Origin of the sequence: Mesorhizobium sp. YM1C-6-2, from assembly GCF_003666685.1 — a bacterium.
Taxonomy (GTDB): Bacteria; Pseudomonadota; Alphaproteobacteria; order Rhizobiales; family Rhizobiaceae; genus Mesorhizobium_K.
This window is the reverse complement of the sequence record NZ_RCIZ01000012.1, coordinates 41,943-62,175: the sequence shown is the minus strand read 5'-3', so window position 1 is coordinate 62,175 and position 20,233 is coordinate 41,943. Positions and strand designations below refer to the sequence as shown.

The following is a 20,233-nucleotide window of genomic DNA, read 5'->3' as shown; positions in this document are numbered from 1 at the left end:
CGGCAGCATATAGAGGTGCAGGCGGATGCGCTCCAGTCACGAACACGTGGCATGAGGTCGCTTCCAGCAACAGAAAGCTATCCAGGCAGTCCTAGAGAGCCCTGACCGTTACCTCTTGCGCCTTCTCGATCTTCAGCGGGTTGCGCAGCGGCAGGCCGAAATCGGGCGCGGAGATCTCGAAGACGTCGCCGGCCTCAGGCTTGACGCCGTCGGCGAAGGAAAGCGTCGCGGTGCCGAACATGTGGATGTGCACGTCGCCCGGCTGGCGGAAGACCGTGTATTTGAAGTGGTGGTGCTCGAGATTGGCGATGGTGTGCGACATGTTCGCCTCGCCGGAGAGGAACGGCTTCTCCCACAGCGTCTTGCCGCTGCGCAGGATCTTCGAGGCACCGCGGATGTCTTCCGGCAGGTCGCCGACCAGGATCTCCGGGCCGTAGGAGGCGTTCCGGAGCTTGGAATGCGCGAGATAGAGATAGTTCATGCGCTCGGTGACGTGGTCGGAGAACTCGTTGGACAGCGCAAAGCCGACGCGGAAGGGCGTGCCGTCGTCGCCGATCACGTAGATGCCGGCGATCTCGGGCTCTTCGCCGCCATCTTTGGCAAAAGCCGGCGACAGGAGCGGCGCGCCCGGCGCGACGGCCATCGTGCCGTTGCCCTTGTAGAACCATTCCGGCTGCACGCCGACCTCGCCGGCCTTCGGCTTGCCGGCCTCAAGACCCATGCGGAACATCTTCATGGAATCGGTCAGTGTTTCCTCGCCGTCGGCGTGAAGCTTCTTGTGCATGGAATCGCGGGTGGCGGCGGAGCCGAGATGGGTAAGGCCGGTGCCGGTGAGATGAAGATGCGCGGCGTCGGGATGGTTGATCGGCGCGATCAGCCGACCCTGGCGGTAGGCGGCGTCGAGATCGACGGTCTTGCCGAACCCCTTGCGCTCGATCAGCGCGGCAAGGCCGGTGCCGCCGCGGGCGGCTTCGAGAGCGAGCGCATAGACGCTTTTCGCGCCGTTCACGACCCGCGTGGCGCCGTTGGCGCGCGCCACCACCTGGATCATGTCGGACCCGTCGACGATCTGTGAAATCAGCATTTTCTATCCTCCTCGCTGCGGCGCGCCATGTGCCTTCCAGCGCAAAATTTCTGTCGCCGCCCGACCCGGTCGAATGCGGCCGCCTTCCTCAGTATCCATGTTCGATGCCGCTCGAGCCCCAGGTAATCGACCGCCGCGGCTTTTCTCGGTGCCCGCTCAAGCCTTCTTCTTGTTGTAGAGGTCGAAGGCGACGGCGCCGAGCAGCACCAGCCCCTTGATGACCTGCTGCCAGTCGATGTTGATGCCCATGATGCCCATGCCGTTGTTCATGACGCCCATGATGAAGGCGCCGATGACGGCTCCGGCCACCTCGCCGACGCCGCCCATGGCCGACGCGCCGCCGACGAAGACGGCCGCGATCACGTCGAGCTCCATGCCGGCGCCCGCCTTCGGCGTCGCCTGGTTGAGGCGCGCGGCGTAGATCAGGCCTGCGAGCGCGGCGAGCATGCCCATGATGACGAAGACGTAGAAGGTCAGCCGCTCGGTCCGGATGCCGGAGAGCGCCGCGGCCTTGATGTTGCCGCCCATGGCGAAGATGCGCCGGCCGAACGTCATGCGCTTGGTGACGAAGACGAAGATGACGATGAGGATGCCCATCACGATCAGCACGTTGGGCAGTCCCCTGTAGGAGGCGAACTTGTACATCAGGAAAAGGATGATGCCGGCGAGCACCAGGTTCTTGATGACGAAGAGCGAGAACGGCTCGGCGTCATAGCCGTGGCTCTCGCGGTCGCGGCGGCTCTTCAGCGCGAAATAGAGCATGGCCGCGACGATCAGCACAGCGATCACCATGGTGGTGGAATGGAGCACCAGGCCGGTGTTGGGCATAGGGTTGCCGGCGTCGTTGAGCTTCGGCGCGACGAGCACCAGGGGACCGATGAAATCGGGGATGAAGCCTGCCGACAGCATCTGGAATTCGGTCGGGAACGGACCGACCGAGCGGCCGCCGAGCAGCCACAGGAGCAGGCCCTTGAAGACCAGCATGCCCGACAGGGTGACGATGAAGGACGGGATCTTCATATAGGCGATGAAGTACCCCTGGGCGCCGCCGATGACGCCGCCGACCGCGATGCAGACGATGCCAGCGACGAGCGGGTTGAAGCCGTAGTCGACCATCAGCACGGCCGCGACCGCGCCGATGAAGCCGGCGACCGAGCCGACCGAAAGGTCGATGTGCCCGGCGACGATGACCAGCAGCATGCCGAGCGCCATCACCACGATGTAGGAGTTCTGCAGCACCAGGTTGGTGAGATTGACCGGCAGGAACAGGATGCCGTTCGTCATGTACTGGAAGAACAGCATGATGACGATGAGCGCCACCACCAGGCCGTACTGGCGAAAATTCTCCTTGATCGCGGCCTGGGTGGAAGCCTTCGCGGCGTTGGCTGTCGGTGCGGCGGTCTCGGTGCTCATGACGCTGCCTTTTCCTCTCCGCGGACGATGGCCCGCATGATCTTCTCCTGCGACGCCTCGTGGCCGGCCATCTCGCCGACGATGCGGCCCTCGTTCAGCACGTAGATGCGGTCGCAGATGCCGAGCAGCTCGGGCATCTCCGACGAGATGACGACGATGCCTTTGCCTTCCTCGGCGAGCTTGTTGATGATGGTGTAGATCTCGTATTTGGCGCCGACGTCGATGCCGCGCGTCGGCTCGTCGAGGATCAGCACGTCCGGGTTGGCGAAGAGCCATTTCGACAGCACAACCTTCTGCTGGTTGCCGCCGGAAAGGTTGCCGGTGATCTGGTAGACGCTGGAGGAGCGGATGTTGGTCTTCTTGCGGTACTCGTTGGCGACCTTGAGTTCGCGCAAATCGTCAATGATGCCTGATCCGGAAGAGACGCCCGGCAGGTTGGCGACCGTGACGTTGTGCTTGATATGGTCAATGAGGTTGAGGCCGTAGACCTTGCGGTCCTCGGTCGCGTAGGCGAGGCCGTGCGCGACCGCCTTGCCGACGGTCGAGGTGTCGGCCTTCTTGCCGTGCAGGAAAACCTCGCCGGTGATGTTGGCGCCATAGGTCCTGCCGAAAACGCTCATGGCAAATTCGGTGCGCCCTGCCCCCATCAGGCCGGCGATGCCGACGACCTCGCCCTTCTTCACGTGAAGGTTGATGCCCTTGATGATCTGCCGGTCGGGATGCAGCGGATGATAGACCGACCAGTCCTTCACCTCAAAGATCGTCTCGCCGACATTCGGCGTGCGCGTCGGATAGCGGTCTTCCATGGTGCGGCCGACCATCGAGGTGATGATGCGGTCTTCGGTGAGGTCGGCCTTGTCCATCGTCTCGATGGTCTGGCCGTCGCGGATGACGGTGACGCGGTCGGCGACCTTCTTCACCTCGTTCAGCTTGTGCGAGATGAGGATCGCGGTCATGCCCTGCCGCTTGAACTCGAGGAGCAGGTCGAGCAGGTGCTGGCTGTCCTTTTCGGACAGGCTGGCGGTCGGCTCGTCGAGAATCAGAAGCTTCACTTCCTTGGAAAGCGCCTTGGCGATCTCCACGAGCTGCTGCTTGCCGGTGCCTATGTTGGTGATCAGCGTGTCGGGGTCCTCGTTCAGCCCGACCTTCTTCAGCAGCGCGGCCGCCCGGCGTCTCGCGAGGTTCCAGTCGATGACGCCGAAACGCGTCTGCTCGTTGCCGAGGAAGATGTTCTCGGCGATCGACAGCAGCGGAACCAGCGCCAGCTCCTGATGGATGATGACGATGCCGCGCTTCTCGCTGTCATGGATGCCGGTGAAACGGCACTCTTGGCCTTCGTAAAAAATCTCGCCGGAATAGTCGCCGAAGGGATAGACGCCGGAAAGAACCTTCATCAGCGTCGACTTGCCGGCGCCGTTCTCGCCGACGACGGCGTGAATCTCGCCCTTGCGGACATCGAGATTGACGTTCGAAAGCGCCTTCACGCCCGGGAACGTCTTGGTGATGTCGCGCATCTCCAGAATGGTGTCGGCCATGGCCAATCCTGTCACCGATCCATTGTCCCTGCCGCAATCCCGGACGAAAAGCCGTTTTCCGCTTCCTGGAATGCCTTCGGCCAAATTAAGTCAGCTTCGAAGGGAACGAAAGAACCCCGCGCCGGAGCGCGGGGTCCCGTAATTTTCGACCGTTCTTACTTGAGCTCTTCGGCCTTGATGTAGCCGGACTCGACCACGATCTTCTCGTAGTTCGACTTGTCGACCGACACCGGGACGAGCAGGTAGGACGGAACCACCTTGACGCCGTTCTCATAGGTCTTGGTGTCGTTGATCTCGGGCTGGCCGCCGGAGAGCGCGGTGTCGACGAGGGCAGCGGTCACCTTGGCGAGCTCGCGGGTGTCCTTGAAGACCGTCGAGTACTGCTCGCCGGCGATGATCGCCTTCACCGAAGGGGTCTCGGCGTCCTGGCCGGTGATGATCGGCCAGGCCTGGTCGGCACTGCCGTAACCAACGCCGCGCAGCGACGAGATGATGCCGCGCGAGAGGCCGTCATACGGGGCGAGCACGCCGTGCACGCGGCTACCGTCGGAGTAGTTGGCCGACAGGATGTTGTCCATGCGCGCCTGCGCCACGGCCGCATCCCAGCGCAGCGTGCCGACCTTCTCCATGCCGGTCTGGCCCGACTTGATGACGATCTCGCCGCTGTCGATCATCGGCTGCAGCACGGACATGGCACCGTCGTAGAAAAAGAAGGCGTTGTTGTCGTCCGGTGAGCCGCCGAACAGCTCGACGTTCCACGGCTTCTGGTCGCCGAAGCGCTCCTTGAGGCCGGCAACCAGCGATTCCGCCTGCAGCACGCCCACCTTGAAGTTGTCGAAGGTGGTGTAATAGTCGACGTTCGGGCTCTCGCGGATCAGGCGGTCGTAGGCGACCGTGATCGCGCCGCCGTCCTTGGCCTGCTGGAGCACCTGCGACAGGGTGGTGCCATCGATGGAGGCAACGACCAGCGCCTTGGCGCCCTTGGTCACCATGCCTTCGATCTGCGCGAGCTGGTTAGGGATGTCGTCCTCGGCATACTGCAGGTCGACGGTGTAGCCCTTGGCCTCCAGCGCCGCCTTCAGCTCGTTGCCGTCGCTGATCCAGCGCAGCGAGGACTTGGTCGGCATGGCGATGCCGACGAGGCCCTTGTCCTGCGCATGGGCGCCGAAGCTCATGGTCGCCAGGCCGAGCGCCAGCGCGCCGACCATTGCCTTGATGATTTTCACTGTGAATCTCCCTTGGTGATGACGTGTCGCAGCCGGACTTGCCGGTCGCCCTTCCGTGCCTGTCGCCTCGGCGCAGGCCTTATTGGTCTGATTATCCTCCCAGAGCGTCGCTCGAACCGGCCGCCAGCTCTCGGCTTGCGCGGCCGTCGAAGGACAGCCGGAAACTGGCTTCAATCGATATAACTGTCAAATGCAATTTATGATGCGCGGCATAACCTATTGGTATGCTAGAGGCGACATGCAACGTTTCAACCGGCGGAGAACGCATTGGAAGGGTCATACAGCCAGAATCGGGAACTGCCTGGCGAAGACACCGAAGGCCTGCTGCGCAGCGGCCTGAAAGTCTCGCATATGCGCATGATCGTGGCGGTCGAGGACAGCGGCCAGATCAGCGCGGCGGCCCACATGCTGAACATCTCGCAACCGGCCGCCTCGCGCATGATCGCCGAGATGGAGGACATATTGGGGGTGCCGCTCTGCCGGCGGCTGCCGCGCGGCGTGGAACTGACGCCGTTCGGGGCGGCATTGGCGCGGCGGGCGCGGACCATGCTGCTGGAACTGCGCGAGGTGGATCGCGAGATTTCCGATCTGAGATCCGGCAAGGGCGGCGCGGTGTTTCTCGGCGCTGTCACCGCGCCGGCGATCGGCTTGGCCGTGCCGGCGATTCGGCGAATCCGGAAAAAATATCCGCGCATCGAGATCAGCGTCCAGGTCGACACCAGCGGAGTGCTGGCGCGCGAACTGCTCGCGTCGCGCCACGACTTCATTATCGCGCGCATTCCCGACGACCTCAATCCACGGCTCTTCGAGGCGCGCGTCATCGGCATAGAAAAGGCCTGCCTGATCGTCCGGCGCGGCCATCCGCTGGCCGACGGACGAGCTGCGGAACTCGAGCAACTGACCAATTACGACTGGGTGTTCCAGCCGGGAGGGTCGCTGCTCAGGCGCACCATCGAGACGATCTTCATGAGCCGCAACGTGCCGCTGCCCGATCGAATCCTGAACACGACGTCGCTGCTGCTGACGATGGTGATGGTGGCGCAGTCGGACGCCATCGCGCCGGTGGCGCTCGACATGGCGAAGTTCATCAATGCCGAAGACGGGCTCGACGGCGCCATCGAGATCCTGCCGATCTCCTTCGATATCGACGTGCAGCCCTACAGCCTGATCATGGCGCGCAACCGGGCGCTCTCGCCGGCGGCCAAGCTGCTCTACGACCACATACTGGAAGAGATACGATAGACGGCCGCCGCTTCCCTAGAAGAAGTGGTGCGTGCGTCCGCAGGAGGAGCCGACCATCGCGCAATTCGACGGGCTGTAGGGTTTCGCCGTCGATGTCGCCTGACAGGCCGTCAGTGCGAAGGCTGCGGTGATCAGGAGAAATGCGAACGTGGTGCGATGGCTCCGAAGCATAACGACCTCTTTCGATTGCTCCCAGCGACCGGAACGGGGATCAAATACCTGCCTTGCAGCGCTTGCAAGCGGAACAGTGTGGGCGGATGTCGATCCGGTTTAAAACCCGCCTTTTTCCGGTTGACCCGTTCGGGCACTCTCCCTATGTTCCGCCGCAATTTCGAGGGTGCTTCGCGCCCTGCGGGAGCGCGTAGCTCAGCCGGTAGAGCAACTGACTTTTAATCAGTAGGTCCTGGGTTCGAGCCCCAGCGCGCTCACCAACACAGCCTGGCCTCAATCACCTGTTCGCTTCCGATCCGCGACCGTCGTATCCTCCTCCTCAGGCGGTTACGCAGCGTAAGAAATCGAACATTAAAATTTTGCAATCTGGGGTGTAACGAGGAACTATTCGCGCCTATCTGCCGTTTGCCGCCTGAAGGGACCGTACGTCTGGTCCAGAATGAGGATTCGTTATGAAAAAATTCCTGTCAGCTTTATGCGCCACTGCGATGACGGCGTCGTTCGCCCTGGGCGGCGCCCTCCCGGCGAATGCGGCGCCGATCCATATGCCGAAGGCTCCGGCGGCGGAGCACTCCGATGTCGTAAACGTGCAGGACTGGCGCTGGAAGCGGAACCGCCCGAGTTTCGGCAACGAACGGGTGAACCGCAACATCCGCCGCGGCAACAGGCATTGGGACAATCGGAGATATGTGGACCGCAGGGGCAACTGGCACAACGGTCATCGCGGCTATCGCTACAAGAGGCATTGGGACGACCGCTACTACAACGGGTTCTGGTTCCCGGCCGGCGCCTTCATTGCCGGCGCCATCGTCGGCGGTGCGATCGCCAACAGCAACAATGGCGGCTACTACCGCGGCGGTGGCGGCAGCGCGCATGTCGAATGGTGCTACGACCGCTATCGGTCCTATCGTGCCTCCGACAATACGTTCCAGCCCTATAACGGGCCGCGCCGCCAGTGCTATTCGCCCTATAGCTGATCGCTGAACGCATATCGAAAGAAGGCCCGCGTCGGAAACGGCGCGGGCCTTTTCATGAGCGGCCGGATCAGACGGTGAGCGTGCGGCGGACGGCGTCGCGCCAGCCGTTCAGCTTAGCGTCGCGGGTCTTCGCATCCATCTTCGGCTTGAAGCGGCGCTCGAGCGCCCAGCTCCTGGCAAAGTCCTGGCCTTTCGGCCACACCCCTGCCCTGGAGCCGGCAAGCCATGCGGCACCCAAGGCTGTGGTCTCAAGGATCTCAGGCCGGTCGACCGGCGCGTCCAGTATGTCGGCCAGCCGCTGCATCGTCCAGTCCGACGCCACCATGCCGCCGTCGACCCTGAGCACGGTGGAATTGGAAGCGCCCTTCCAGTCCTTCTTCATCGCATCGAGCAGATCGCGCGTCTGGTAGGCGACGGCCTCGAGCGCTGCCCGCGCGAATTCGGCCGGCCCGGAATTGCGCGTCAGGCCGAAGATCGCGCCGCGCGCGTCGGCGTCCCAGTGCGGCGCGCCGAGGCCGACGAAGGCCGGCACGAGATACACGTTCTGCGTGTCGTCCGCCTTGGCCGCCAGCTCCCCGCTATGGGCGGCTTTCGAGATCATCCTGGCGCCGTCGCGCAGCCATTGTACGGCCGCGCCCGCGATGAAGATCGAGCCTTCCAGCGCATAGGTCGTCCTGCCGTCGAGGCGGTAGGCAATGGTGGTCAGCAGCCGGTTCTTCGAACGCACGATGTCGGCGCCGGTGTTGAGCACCGCAAAGCAGCCGGTGCCGTAGGTCGATTTCATCATGCCCGGCTTGAAGCAGGCCTGGCCGATGGTGGCGGCATGCTGGTCGCCGGCGACGCCGAGGATCGGGATCGCAGCGCCGAAGATGGCTTTCTCGGTAACGCCGAAATCATCGGCGCAGTCCTTCACGACAGGCAGGAGCGTCGCCGGGATATCCAGTATCTTCAGCAGTTCCGCGTCCCACTCGTTCTTCTCGATGTTGTAGACGAGCGTGCGCGAGGCATTGGTGGCGTCGGTGGCGTGGACCCTGCCGCCGGTCAGCCGCCAGATGAGGAAACTGTCAATCGTGCCGGCGAGCAATTCGCCTTTTTCGGCGCGCTTCCTGGCGCCTTTCACGCGGTCGAGCAGCCAAGCGATCTTGGTGCCCGAGAAATAGGGATCGAGCAGCAGGCCGGTCTTGCGCGAGAACTTCTTCTCCAGTCCCGCCTTCCTAAGCTTTGCGCAGAGCGGCGCGGTGCGCCTGTCTTGCCAGACGATCGCATTGTGGATCGGCTTTCCGGTCGCCTTGTCCCAGATGACCACGGTCTCGCGCTGGTTGGTGATGCCGATGGCTGCGATCCCGACCGCCTTCACCTTGGCCTTGCGCAGCGCTTCCTTCGCTGCCCAGAGCACGCTCTGCCAGATCTCCTCCGGGTTATGCTCGACCCAGCCCGAGGCCGGATAGAACTGCGTGAACTCCTTCTGGCCGACACCGGCGATCTTCATCTTCCCGTCGAAGACGATGGCGCGCGACGATGTCGTGCCCTGGTCGATGGCGAGAATGTAGCCTGTCATGATCCCTCCGATCAGCCGAACAGGGAGGCGGCATCACGCCGCCTCCCCGTTCTTCGTTCCGTCCGGGCGCGAACGCCCGACCGATATGCTTACTGCCAGCTCTTCACCAGTTCGTCGTAGTTGATGGTGATCGGCTTTTCCTTCTCGTTCTCGATCTTGAGCTGCGGCGCAAGGTTGCCCTTCGAGACGGCATCCTTGTTCCAATATTCGAGGTCGTGCTCTTCGGCGAGCTTCGGCCCCATGTCGCCCATGACGCCGGAGCGCTCCAGACGCGCGAGGACTTTCTCCTGCTCGGCGCAGAGCGAGTCCATCGCCTCCTGGGCGGTCTTGGCACCCGACGACGCGTCGCCGATCGCCTGCCACCAGAGCTGCGCCAGCTTCGGGTAGTCAGGAATGTTCGTGCCGGTCGGCGACCACTGGACGCGGGCCGGCGAACGGTAGAACTCGATCAGGCCGCCGAGCTTCGGTGCACGATCCGTGAAGGACTGGTGGCGGATCGAGGACTCGCGGATCAGCGTCAGGCCGACATGGCTCTTCTTCACGTCCACCGTCTTCGACGTCACGAACTGCGCGTAAAGCCAGGCGGCCTTGGCGCGGTCTTCCGGGGTCGACTTGAGGATCGTCCAGGAACCGACGTCCTGGTAGCCGAGCTTCATGCCGTCCTTCCAGTAGACGCCATGCGGCGACGGGGCGAAGCGCCACTTCGGCGTGCCGTCCTCGTTGACGACCGGCAGGCCCGGCTTCACGAAGTCGGCGGTGAAGGCCGTATAGGTGAACATCTGCTGCGCGACCTCGCCCTGGGCGGGGACCGGGCCGGATTCGGAGAAAGTCATGCCCTGGGCGGCGGCAGGCGCATAGGCCTTCAGCCACTGCAGGTACTTCTCGATCGAATAGACCGCAGCCGGGCCATTGGTGTCGCCGCCGCGGGCTACGCAGGAGCCGACGGGGCGCGAGTTCTCGTCGACCTTGATGCCCCACTCGTCGACCGGCTTGCCGTTCGGGATGCCCTTGTCGCCGTTGCCGGCCATCGAGAGCCAGGCATCGGTGAAGCGCCAGCCGAGCGACGGGTCCTTCTTGCCATAGTCCATGTGGCCGTAGACCTTCTTGCCATCGATCTCGCGGCCGGTGAAGAACTCGGCGATGTCCTCATAGGCCGACCAGTTGACGGGAACGCCGAGGTCGTAGCCGTACTTGGCCTTGAAGTCCGCCTTGTTCTTCTCGTCGTTGAACCAGTCGTAGCGGAACCAGTAGACGTTCGCGAACTGCTGGTCGGGAAGCTGGTAGAGCTTGCCGTCCGGAGCCGTGGTGAACGACGTACCGATGAAGTCGGCGAGATCGAGGTTCGGGTTGGTGACGTCCTTGCCCTCGTTCGCCATCCAGTCGGTCAGGCTGCGCGCCTGCTGGTAGCGCCAATGCGTACCGATCAGGTCCGAGTCGTTGACGTAGGCGTCATAGATGTTCTCGCCCGACTGCATCTGCGTCTGCAGCTTCTCGATGACGTCGCCTTCGCCGATCAGATCATGCGTGATCTTGATGCCGGTGATGTCGGAGAACGCCTTGGCGAGCGTCTTCGATTCATATTCGTGCGTCGTGATGGTTTCCGAGACGACCTTGATGTCCATGCCCGCGAAAGGTTTCGCCGCATCGATGAACCACTGCATCTCGGCCTCCTGGGCGGCGCGGTCGAGCGTCGACAGGTCACCGATCTCGGCGTCGAGGAAGGCCTTGGCTTCGTCCATTCCGGCGTAGGCTTGTCCAGCCCCAAGCAGCAGGACAAGGGCAGTCGTCGATGTTAACAGATGCCGTCGCATTTCGTTTCCTCCACAAGGTTACAGTGCGATCGGAGCGGTCGCCGGCACGCGGCCGCTCCAACTATTTCCCCCTCTATACGTAGCGGAACACGCCAATCGCGTAGACCACGGAGAGAGCGAGAGCCCACCACAGGTTGGAGCCCACAAGCCCAAGCCATGCGAGGTGGATGAATGCGCTGCCGAGCAGCGATAGGAACAGACGGTCGCCGCGGGTCGTCTCGAAGCGCAACAGGCCGACGCGCGGATTGCCGCCCGGCGAGGCGTATTCCCACACCGCCATCAGCGCGAGCAGCAGGAATATCGTCAGGAAGAACAGCGCGGTCGGGAAGGTCCAGGCCATCCAGCCGCCGGGGATCAGGGGCGCGCCCCAGTCGCGGGCTTCGTCGCGCAGTGGCACGAAGGAGGCAAGCGCGGCGGCGAGCACAAGGTAGGCGGCGAGCACGGCAATCAGCGGGATGGGCCAGCGGCGGGCGGTCGTCATCATACCCTCCCCAGGGCGAAGCCCTTGGCGATGTAGTTGCGCACGAACCAGATCACCAGCGCGCCCGGGATGATGGTCAGCGCACCGGCGGCGGCGAGCACGCCCCAGTCCATGCCCGAGGCCGACACGGTGCGAGTCATGATCGCGGCGATCGGCTTCGCATCGGTGGTGGTCAGGGTGCGTGCGATCAGCAGTTCCACCCAGGAGAACATGAAGCAGAAGAAGGCGGCGACGCCGACGCCCGACGCGATCAGCGGCATGAAGATCTTCACGAAGAAGCGCGGGAAGGAATAGCCGTCGATATAGGCGGTCTCGTCGATCTCCTTGGGCACGCCGGACATGAAGCCTTCCAGGATCCACACCGCCAGCGGCACGTTGAACAGGCAGTGCGCGAGCGCGACCGCGATATGCGTGTCGATCAGCCCGAAGGCCGAATAGAGCTGGAAGAAGGGCAGCGCGAAGACGGCCGGCGGCGCCATGCGGTTGGTCAGCAGCCAGAAGAACAGGTGCTTGTCGCCGAGGAAGCGGTAGCGCGAGAAGGCGTAGGCGGCCGGCAGCGCGACGGCGATCGAGATCACCGTGTTCATGACCACATAGATGATCGAGTTGATGTAGCCCTTGTACCAGGACGGGTCGGTGAAGATCACCGCATAGTTCCGGAGCGTCGGATCCCGCGGGAACAGCGAGAAGGCGCCGAGGATCTCCTGGTTGGTCTTGAAGCTCATATTGACCAGCCAGTAGATCGGCAGGAGCAGGAAGACGATGTAGATGGTCGGCACCAGCCACCAGAAGCGGGATTCCTCGCCGCGGCGGCGCATGGCCCTTGCGACGGCATCCTGTCCGGCGCCGCGGGCGCCGGCGGCCGGCGAGCCTATCTCAGCACGGACCGCCACGGCGACGTTGTCCTTTCCGTTCGCCATCTCAGCGCTCCTGCCCGTAATTGGTCATGACGGTGTAGAACACCCATGACAGCAGGAGGACGATGAGGAAGTAGACGATCGACATCGCCGCCGCCTCGCCGAGATTGAACTCGCCGATGGCGAGCTTGACGAGGTCGATCGACAGGAAGGTCGTGGTGTTGCCGGGGCCGCCGCCGGTGACGACGAAGGGCTCGGTGTAGATCATGAAACTGTCCATGAAGCGCAGGAGCACCGCGATCAAAAGCACGCGGTTCATCTTCGGCAGCTGGATGTAGCGGAAGATCGCCCAGCGCGACGCGCCGTCGATCTTGGCGGCCTGGTAGTAGGCGTCAGGGATGGAAACGAGGCCGGCATAGCACAGGAGGACGACGAGGCTCGTCCAGTGCCACACATCCATCAGGATGACCGTGATCCAGGCGTCGAAGGGATCGTTGACGTAGTTGTAGTCGATGCCGAGCGCGGCAAGCGAATAGCCGAGCAGCCCGATGTCGATACGGCCGAAAACCTGCCAGATCGTGCCGACCACGTTCCACGGAATGAGCAGCGGCAGCGCCATCAGCACCAGGCAGACCGAAACGCCCCAGCCGGAGCGCGGCATGTTGAGCGCGATGAAGATGCCGAGCGGTATCTGGATCGCCAGGATGATGGCCGAAAAGACGAGGTTGCGCCCCATCGAATTCCAGAAGCGGTCAGACGCCAGCACTTCCTGGTACCAGTCAGTGCCGGCCCAGAAGAACTCGTTGTTGCCGAACGTGTCCTGCACCGAATAGTTCACGACCGTCATCAGCGGGATGATCGCCGAGAAGGCGACCAGCAGCAGCACCGGCAGCACCATGAACCAGGCCTTGTTGTTCCAGGGCTTGTCCATGGCGCTCTAGCCTCCCATCTCGACGCGCCAGGAATCGGCGTAGAGGTTGATGCCTGCCGGATCGAATTCGATCCTGGGGTCGGCGGGAATCTCCGCGTCCTCGCCGACGATCACCGCGACGTCGCATCCTTCGAGGCTGGCCCGCACCACCTTGTGGCGGCCGATGTCCTCGACCTTGCGGATCGTTGCCGGCATGCCGGCGGCACCGAGCCGCACATATTCGGGACGTATGCCGAGTTCGATCGCGCCGGCGCCGGCCATCTTCGGCGCACCCGGAAGTTCGATCGTCTGGCTGCCGAGCTTCGCGTTGCTGCCGTCGACCGAGACGGGCAGGACGTTCATGCCCGGCGAACCGATGAAGTAGCCGACGAAAGTGTGCTTCGGCCGCTCGAAGAGTTCGGCGGGCGTGCCGATCTGCACGACCTCGCCCTCATACATGACGACGACATGGTCGGCGAAGGTCAGCGCCTCGGTCTGGTCGTGCGTGACATAGACCATCGTGTAGCCGAAGCGCTTGTGCAGCTGCTTCAACTGCGAGCGCAGCACCCACTTCATGTGCGGGTCGATGACGGTCAGCGGCTCATCGAACAGGATGGCGTTGACGTCGTGGCGCACCAGCCCGCGGCCGAGCGAGATCTTCTGCTTCTGGTCGGCGGTGAGCCCCCTCGCCCGGCGCCTCACCATGTCGGCGAGCCCGGTCATCTCAAGCGTTTCGCGCACGCGGCGGTCGACGTCCGCCTCCGGCACGCCGCGGTTCCTGAGTGGGAAGGCCAGATTGTCGTAGACGGACATGGTGTCGTAGACGACCGGGAACTGGAACACCTGGGCGATGTTGCGCTCCTGCGTCGACAGGTGGGTGACGTCCCTGCCGTCGAACAGCAGTTCGCCGTGCGAGGGATGCAGAAGGCCCGAGATGATGTTCAACAGCGTGGTCTTGCCGCAGCCGGACGGCCCGAGCAGCGCATAGGCGCCGCCGTCCTCGAAGGTGTGGTGCACCTCCTTCAGCGCATAGTCTTTCGGCGAGCTGGGATTCGCCCCGTAGGCGTGGCGGATGTGGTTGCATTCGATGCGCGCCATCCTCGCCTCCCTAAGCCGCCAGCTTTTCGCGCGCCGCGGCCGACCGGCCCTCAGCGTCGAAGACCATGATGTGGCGTGGATCGATGAACACCTCGACCTCCTGATCCGGCTCGAACGAGAGCACGCTGTGCTCGAGCATGACCCAGCGGACGTCGGCGAAATCGAGATGCACGAAGCTTTCCGAGCCGGTGATCTCGGTGACCGAGACCTTGGCCTTCACCGGCACGGCAGAAGCGCTCGGTCGCGACAAAGAAAGATGGTGGGGTTGAAAGCCGACCGTATAGCTCGCGTCGGCGATGCCGGCGAGGTCCTCCGGCACAGGGAGGTTCACCCCACCATCAAGCAGGAAGCTCGATCCGCTCTTCCTCAGGACGATCGTGTTGAGCGGCGGATCGGCGAAGGTTTTCGCGGTGACGAGGTCCACCGGCCGGCGGAACACATCGATGGTCGGGCCGAACTGCGTGACGCGGCCTTCGGACAGCGTCGCGGTGTTGCCGCCGAGGAGCAGCGCCTCGTGCGGTTCGGTGGTAGCGTAGACGAAGATGGTGCCGGCTTCGGCGAAGATCTTCGGCAATTCCTCGCGCAGTTCCTCGCGCAGCTTGTAATCGAGGTTCGCCAGCGGCTCGTCGAGCAGGACCAGCGACGCATTCTTGACGATGGCGCGGGCAAGCGCGGTGCGCTGCTGCTGGCCGCCCGACAGGTTGAGCGGCGTGCGGTCGAGATAGGGTGTGAGCTTCAGGAGCGAGGCGGCGCGCTGCACCTCGCGCTCAATCGTCGCCTTGTCGGCGCCGGCGACCCTGAGCGGCGATGCGATGTTCTCGTAGACCGTCATCGCCGGATAGTTGATGAACTGCTGGTAGACCATGGCAATATTGCGCTTCTGCACCGGCATGCCGGTGACGTCGGCACCGTCGAACCAGACAGAGCCCGACGTCGGCGCATCGAGCCCGGCCATCAGGCGCATCAGGCTGGTCTTGCCGGAGAGGGTCGGTCCGAGCAGCACGTTCAGCGAGCCGTGGCGAAGCGTCAGCGACACGTCGCGGATATGGTCCGCGCCGGACACGGTCTTCGTGACATTTCGCAGTTCGAGCATTCCGCCGCCTCCCTTGGCCGATACTCTCGAGTTCAGCTTCTACTCCGCGGCTGCAGTGTGCAAGCCGGGCTTCAGTCCCTTCATGTATTCGTCGAGCGCGGCTGCCTCCTCGCGGGAGAACGTCAGCCCGCGCTTCGTCCTGCGCCACAGCACGTCCTCGGCCGTTACCGCCCATTCCTGGTCGATCAGATGGCGGACCTCCGCCTCGTAGAGGTCCGGCCCGAATTTGCGGCCTAGATCGGCTTCCGACCTCGCAAGGCCGAGCAAGGTTTTCGCGCGCGTGCCGTAGAGACGGCTGAGACGGCGCGCGAGATGGCGATCGAGGAAGGGGTAGTCGGCCTTCAGCCGCGCGACCTGGGCGTCGAAACCGGTCGCAGGGAAATCGCCGCCGGGCAGCGGCGCATTCGCGGTCCAGGACTTTCCCTTCGGGCCGAGGAAATGCTCGATCTTCTCCAGCATGTGTTCGGCGAGGCGGCGATAGGTGGTGATCTTGCCGCCGAAGATGTTGATGACAGGCGGGCCGTCCTGCGGGTGATCGGCCTTCAGCACGTAGTCGCGCGTCGCTTCCTGCGCCTTCGACGCGCCGTCGTCATAGAGCGGGCGCACGCCCGAATAGGTCCAGACGATGTCCTCCGGCATCACCGGCGCTGCGAAATATTCGCTCGCGGCATCGCAGAGGTATTTCGTTTCGGCATCGCTGATCTTCGCTTCGTGGGGATCGCCGGAATAGTCCCGGTCGGTGGTGCCGATCAGCGTGAAATCTTCCTCATAAGGGATGGCGAAGATGATGCGGCCGTCATTGTTCTGGAAGAAATAGGCGCGGGGATCGTCGTACTTCTTGCGCACGACGATGTGGCTGCCCTGGACGAGGCGGACATTGTGCACGTCGTTCTGGCCGAGCGCGGCGGCGAGCACATGGTCGACCCACGGGCCGGCCGCGTTGACGATGAGGCGCGCCCTCACCTCCTCGACCTGCTGGCTGCGGAGGTCTTCGACGGCGACGACCCAATGGTCGCCTTCGCGGCGCGCGCTCGCCACCTTCGCGCGGGTGCGGATCGTGGCGCCCCTGTCGGCAGCGTCGCGGGCGTTGAGCACGACGAGGCGGGCATCGTTCACCCAGCCGTCGGAATATTCGAAAGCCTTGGTGAAGATAGGCTTCAGCGGCTTGCCGGCGGGGTCGCTGCGCATGTCGATCGTGCGCGTCGCCGGCAGGAGCTTGCGGCCGCCGATATGGTCGTACAGGAAGAGGCCCAGCCGGACGAGCCAGGCGGGGCGCGGACCGCCCCTGTGATACGGCAGCACGAAACGCATCGGCCAGATGATGTGTGGCGCGTTGCGCCACAGCACCTCGCGCTCCATCAGCGATTCACGCACCAGCCGGAATTCGTAATGTTCCAGGTAGCGCAGTCCGCCGTGGATCAGCTTGGTGGAAAACGACGAGGTGCCGCTGGCAAGATCGTTCATTTCGGCGAGGAAGACGGAATAGCCCCGACCGGCCGCGTCGCGGGCGATGCCGCATCCGTTGATGCCGCCGCCTATGACAAAGACGTCGTGGATCGGGGATGCGTTCAATCTGTCCTCCACGCTTTCGCACCGCAGCATTCTTGCTTTTAGCGAAAGCGTTTTGGATTATTTCGAAAATGTAACGAATGTCAAACGAAATAGCGGAGACGCAGGGTCAGCTCGTCGTCTCGATCAGTTCTACCTCGGAGTCCCGGCAGATATTGCGGATGGCAGGCAGGTCGCAGCGGTCGGTGATGAAGGTGTCGACCTGGCTGAGATGGCCGATGCGCACCGGTGCTGTTCGCTCGAATTTCGTCGCGTCGGCAACGAGGATGACATGCCGCGCATTGGCGATGATCGCTTGCGCGACCTTGACCTCGCGAAAGTCAAAATCGAGCAGCGCCCCATCGTCGTCGATCGCGGAGGCGCCGATCACCGCGTAGTCGACCTTGAACTGCTTGATGAAATCGACAGCCGCCTCGCCCACGACGCCGCCGTCCGAGCCGCGCACGACGCCGCCCGCGATCACCACCTCGATCGAGGGATAGACCCGCATCCTATTGGCAACATTGATGTTATTGGTAATGACCATGAGCCCGTCATGGTCGAGGAGCGCCTTGCTGACGGCCTCCGTGGTGGTGCCGATATTGATGAAGAGCGAGGCGTGGTCGGGGATCAGCCGCGCCGCGGCGAGGCCGATCGCCTCCTTCTCGTCGGCAGCGATCTTGCGCCGCGCCTCATATTCCATGTTCTCGATGCCGGAGGGGAATAGCGCCCCGCCATGGATGCGCGTCAGCAGGCGCTGATCGCACAAATCGTTGAGATCCTTGCGGATCGTCTGCGGCGTGACCGCAAAATGCTGGGCAAGATCATCGACCAGGACGCGGCCGTTGTCCTTGGCCATCTGGATGATTTCGTTGTGACGCTCGGACAGGAACATGGGGAACCTCCGCTTTCGTTTTTAGCAGAATCACGTAAAAACGAAAGCGGATATCAGAGACTCACGACGGCCGAACGACCTTATCGCTAACGAAACGCGTCCATGGTCACGCCTTTCCGCCGTTCAGACCGGAGGCGATCTCGGTGATGGCGTGAAAGGCAGCATCGACGTCGGCCTCGGTCGCGTCGAACTGCCCCGCCTGGAAGCGGATGGCGACGCGGCCGTCGATGCGCGTCTGGGTGAGATAGATGCGGCCGTCGTCGTTGATAGCCGTGACGAGCGCGAGATTGTGCTCGTCGGTCATGTGCTCGTCGCGGGCCTGATGGCGGAAGCTGAACAGCGACAGCATCGGCTCGGTGACGATCTCGAAGCCCGGCACCTCGGCGAGCCGCGAGGCAAGCTTCTCGCTCCAGCGGACGTGATTGCGGATCATCTCGCGCAGGCCTTCAAGCCCGTGCGCCCGGAGCAGAAACCACAGCTTCAATGCGCGGAAGCGGCGGCCGAGCGGAACAGTCCATTCCGAATAGTTGACGACGCCATCCTTGCCATGGGTCTTCAGATATTCCGGCTTGATCGCCAGCGTGCGCACCAGGCTTTCGGGATCGCGCACGAAATGGATCGAACAGTCAAACTGCGCGCCGAGCCATTTGTGGGGGTTGAAGACGATCGAGTCGGCCTCCTCGATGCCCGTCCAGAAATGCCGGAACTCCGGACAGATCATGGCCGACCCGGCCCAGGCGGCGTCGACGTGAAGGTAGAGGCCGTACCGACGCGCGATGGCCCCGATCGCCGCGATGTCGTCGGTCGCACCGACGCTGGTGCCGCCGACGCAGGCGATCACGCCGGCCGGAAGATGGCCGGCCGCCACATCGGCCTTGATCGCAGCTTCGAGGGCATCCGGCGTCATCGAGCGCCAGCGGCCGCCGGTCGGCACGCGCACGAGATTCTCCTCGCCGATGCCCGAGACCCATATGGCGCGGTCTATGGAAGTGTGGACCTGGTCGGAGGAATAGACGCGCAGGCGCGGCTGACCCGACAGGCCGGAACGGTTGCCGGACCATCCGAGCGCGCGCTCGCGCATGACGAGCACCGCAGAAAGCGTCGCCGACGATGCCGAATCCTGGATGACGCCCGAAAAACCTTCCGGCAGGCCGAGCGCCTGGCGTAGCCAGTCGATCACCTTCGTCTCGAGTTCGGTCGCGGCGGGCGATGTCTGCCAGAGCATGCACTGGGCAGCGATCGCACTGACAAGGTATTCCGCGACGACGGAGACCGGCGCGGCGTTGGCCGGGAAATAGGCGAAGAAACGCGGGTGCTGCCAATGCGTCATGCCAGGCATGATGTCGCGCTCGAACTCGGAGAAAATCTTCTCCATCGGCTCGGGCGTTTCCGGCGCGGACGGCGCGATCAGCGCAGCGATGTCGCCCGGCTGCGCCTGCGCCCGCACCGGCCGCTGGCGCAGCGTACCGCGATAATCGGCGCCCCAGTCGGCGGCGCGATGCGACCATTTCCGGAACTCTTCGTGATCCAAGAGATGCCTCCCCGGCGACGCGATTTTCCCCGACAGTACCGGAAGACGACGGCGCCGGGAAAGGTGCTCAGGTGTCAGGGAAATCGGGCAGGCTCCGGAACGCCTGCCTGAGCGCGTTGGACCAGCCGTCCGAGATGGTGCGGTAATACGGGTCGTCCTGCGCGATGCGTTTCTTCAGCCCGATCCTGAAACTGTCCTTCTCGTAGAAGAGCAGGTCGAGCGGCAGGCCGACCGACAGGTTGGACTTCAGCGTGGAATCGAAGGAGACGAGCAGCAGCTTCACCGTCTCGGCAAGGCTCATCGTCCGGTCGTAGGCGCGCACGATGATGGGCTTGCCGTATTTGGTCTCGCCGACCTGGAAGAACGGCGTGTCGTCGCTGGACTCGATGAAGTTGCCTTCCGGATAGATCATGAACAGCCGGGGCTCGGTGCCGCGGATCTGCCCGCCCAGGATGAACGAGGCGTTGAAATAGGAATCGGCCTTTTCGCCTTCCGGAGACGAGTGGGCGATGACCTCCTTGACCACATTGCCGACCAGCTTGGCCGTCTGGAACATGGACGGCATCTCCAGAAGGGTCGGCGCGCGCTCGTTGGGAGCCTTGGTGCGCTCGTCGAGCATGCTGACCACGGATTGCGTGGTGGCGAGGTTGCCGGCCGACATCAACACGATGACGCGTTCGCCGGGCACCTCCCAGACATGCATCTTGCGGAAAGTGGAGATCGAATCGATACCCGCATTGGTGCGCGTGTCCGACATGAACACGAGCCCCCGGTCGATCTTCAGTCCTACGCAATACGTCATC

General features: G+C 63.6%; 17 protein-coding genes and 1 tRNA gene. 3 read left to right on the top strand and 15 right to left on the bottom strand.

Annotated features, from left to right (window positions below; genetic code table 11):
• Positions 1-91 precede the first annotated feature (91 nt).
• From araD1 to chvE, 4 genes are all read right to left on the bottom strand, one after another.
• Positions 92-1,084 carry an AraD1 family protein gene (gene araD1, locus D8676_RS23000; protein WP_121583430.1) on the bottom strand — a complete coding sequence of 331 codons (993 nt, stop codon included), beginning with the start codon at positions 1,082-1,084 and terminating at the stop codon, positions 92-94.
• Positions 1,085-1,240: 156 nt separating this feature from the next.
• Positions 1,241-2,497: a multiple monosaccharide ABC transporter permease gene (gene mmsB, locus D8676_RS22995; RefSeq protein WP_121583429.1), complete on the bottom strand. Its 1,257-nt coding sequence runs from the start codon at positions 2,495-2,497 to the stop codon at positions 1,241-1,243.
• On the bottom strand, positions 2,494-4,032 hold the full coding sequence (gene mmsA, locus D8676_RS22990; RefSeq protein ID WP_121583428.1) for a multiple monosaccharide ABC transporter ATP-binding protein: 1,539 nt from the start codon (positions 4,030-4,032) through the stop codon (positions 2,494-2,496). The genes mmsB and mmsA overlap by 4 nt, the downstream gene beginning before the upstream one ends.
• Before the next feature lie 155 nt (positions 4,033-4,187).
• On the bottom strand, positions 4,188-5,258 hold the full coding sequence (gene chvE / locus D8676_RS22985) for a multiple monosaccharide ABC transporter substrate-binding protein (RefSeq protein WP_121583427.1): 1,071 nt from the start codon (positions 5,256-5,258) through the stop codon (positions 4,188-4,190).
• 267 nt (positions 5,259-5,525) lie between these two features.
• Between chvE and D8676_RS22980 the strand changes: the two genes are divergently transcribed.
• The 3 genes from D8676_RS22980 to D8676_RS22970 all read left to right on the top strand — a co-directional run bounded on the left by D8676_RS22980 (position 5,526) and on the right by D8676_RS22970 (position 7,648).
• Positions 5,526-6,500: a LysR family transcriptional regulator gene (locus D8676_RS22980; protein ID WP_245427086.1), complete on the top strand. Its 975-nt coding sequence runs from the start codon at positions 5,526-5,528 to the stop codon at positions 6,498-6,500.
• A 355-nt stretch (positions 6,501-6,855) separates the two neighbouring features.
• Positions 6,856-6,931: transfer RNA gene (locus tag D8676_RS22975), tRNA-Lys, on the top strand.
• A gap of 228 nt (positions 6,932-7,159) precedes the next feature.
• The gene (locus tag D8676_RS22970) at positions 7,160-7,648 is read left to right on the top strand and encodes a BA14K family protein (RefSeq protein ID WP_245427084.1); all 489 of its coding nucleotides are present in this window, start codon (positions 7,160-7,162) and stop codon (positions 7,646-7,648) included.
• A gap of 67 nt (positions 7,649-7,715) precedes the next feature.
• Here the strand turns inward: D8676_RS22970 and glpK are convergent, their stop codons facing one another.
• From glpK to D8676_RS22915, 11 genes are all read right to left on the bottom strand, one after another.
• Positions 7,716-9,206, bottom strand: a complete 1,491-nt coding sequence (gene glpK, locus D8676_RS22965; protein WP_121583425.1) for a glycerol kinase GlpK — start codon at positions 9,204-9,206, stop codon at positions 7,716-7,718.
• An 89-nt stretch (positions 9,207-9,295) separates the two neighbouring features.
• Positions 9,296-11,017 carry an ABC transporter substrate-binding protein gene (locus tag D8676_RS22960; protein ID WP_121583424.1) on the bottom strand — a complete coding sequence of 574 codons (1,722 nt, stop codon included), beginning with the start codon at positions 11,015-11,017 and terminating at the stop codon, positions 9,296-9,298.
• A 73-nt stretch (positions 11,018-11,090) separates the two neighbouring features.
• Positions 11,091-11,498 (bottom strand): DUF2160 domain-containing protein, encoded by a 408-nt coding sequence (locus D8676_RS27465; RefSeq protein ID WP_245427082.1) that lies wholly within the window; start codon positions 11,496-11,498, stop codon positions 11,091-11,093.
• The gene (locus D8676_RS22950; RefSeq protein WP_121583491.1) at positions 11,498-12,316 is read right to left on the bottom strand and encodes a carbohydrate ABC transporter permease; all 819 of its coding nucleotides are present in this window, start codon (positions 12,314-12,316) and stop codon (positions 11,498-11,500) included. The genes D8676_RS27465 and D8676_RS22950 overlap by 1 nt, the downstream gene beginning before the upstream one ends.
• Positions 12,317-12,419: 103 nt before the next feature.
• On the bottom strand, positions 12,420-13,286 hold the full coding sequence (locus D8676_RS22945) for a sugar ABC transporter permease (protein ID WP_121583423.1): 867 nt from the start codon (positions 13,284-13,286) through the stop codon (positions 12,420-12,422).
• A gap of 6 nt (positions 13,287-13,292) precedes the next feature.
• Complete coding sequence (locus tag D8676_RS22940; protein ID WP_121583422.1) at positions 13,293-14,363, bottom strand: ABC transporter ATP-binding protein; 1,071 nt, start codon at positions 14,361-14,363, stop codon at positions 13,293-13,295.
• A 10-nt stretch (positions 14,364-14,373) separates the two neighbouring features.
• On the bottom strand, positions 14,374-15,456 hold the full coding sequence (locus D8676_RS22935) for an ABC transporter ATP-binding protein (RefSeq protein ID WP_121583421.1): 1,083 nt from the start codon (positions 15,454-15,456) through the stop codon (positions 14,374-14,376).
• Between the two features lie 39 nt (positions 15,457-15,495).
• The gene (glpD, locus tag D8676_RS22930) at positions 15,496-17,028 is read right to left on the bottom strand and encodes a glycerol-3-phosphate dehydrogenase (RefSeq protein WP_121583420.1); all 1,533 of its coding nucleotides are present in this window, start codon (positions 17,026-17,028) and stop codon (positions 15,496-15,498) included.
• Positions 17,029-17,134: 106 nt separating this feature from the next.
• Positions 17,135-17,899 (bottom strand): DeoR/GlpR family DNA-binding transcription regulator, encoded by a 765-nt coding sequence (locus D8676_RS22925; RefSeq protein WP_121583419.1) that lies wholly within the window; start codon positions 17,897-17,899, stop codon positions 17,135-17,137.
• A 106-nt stretch (positions 17,900-18,005) separates the two neighbouring features.
• A complete protein-coding gene (locus tag D8676_RS22920; protein ID WP_121583418.1) occupies positions 18,006-19,430 on the bottom strand; it encodes a pyridoxal-dependent decarboxylase in 1,425 nt (474 codons plus the stop codon).
• Positions 19,431-19,497: 67 nt separating this feature from the next.
• Positions 19,498-20,232: a proteasome-type protease gene (locus D8676_RS22915; protein ID WP_121583417.1), complete on the bottom strand. Its 735-nt coding sequence runs from the start codon at positions 20,230-20,232 to the stop codon at positions 19,498-19,500.
• Position 20,233 lies beyond the last annotated feature (1 nt).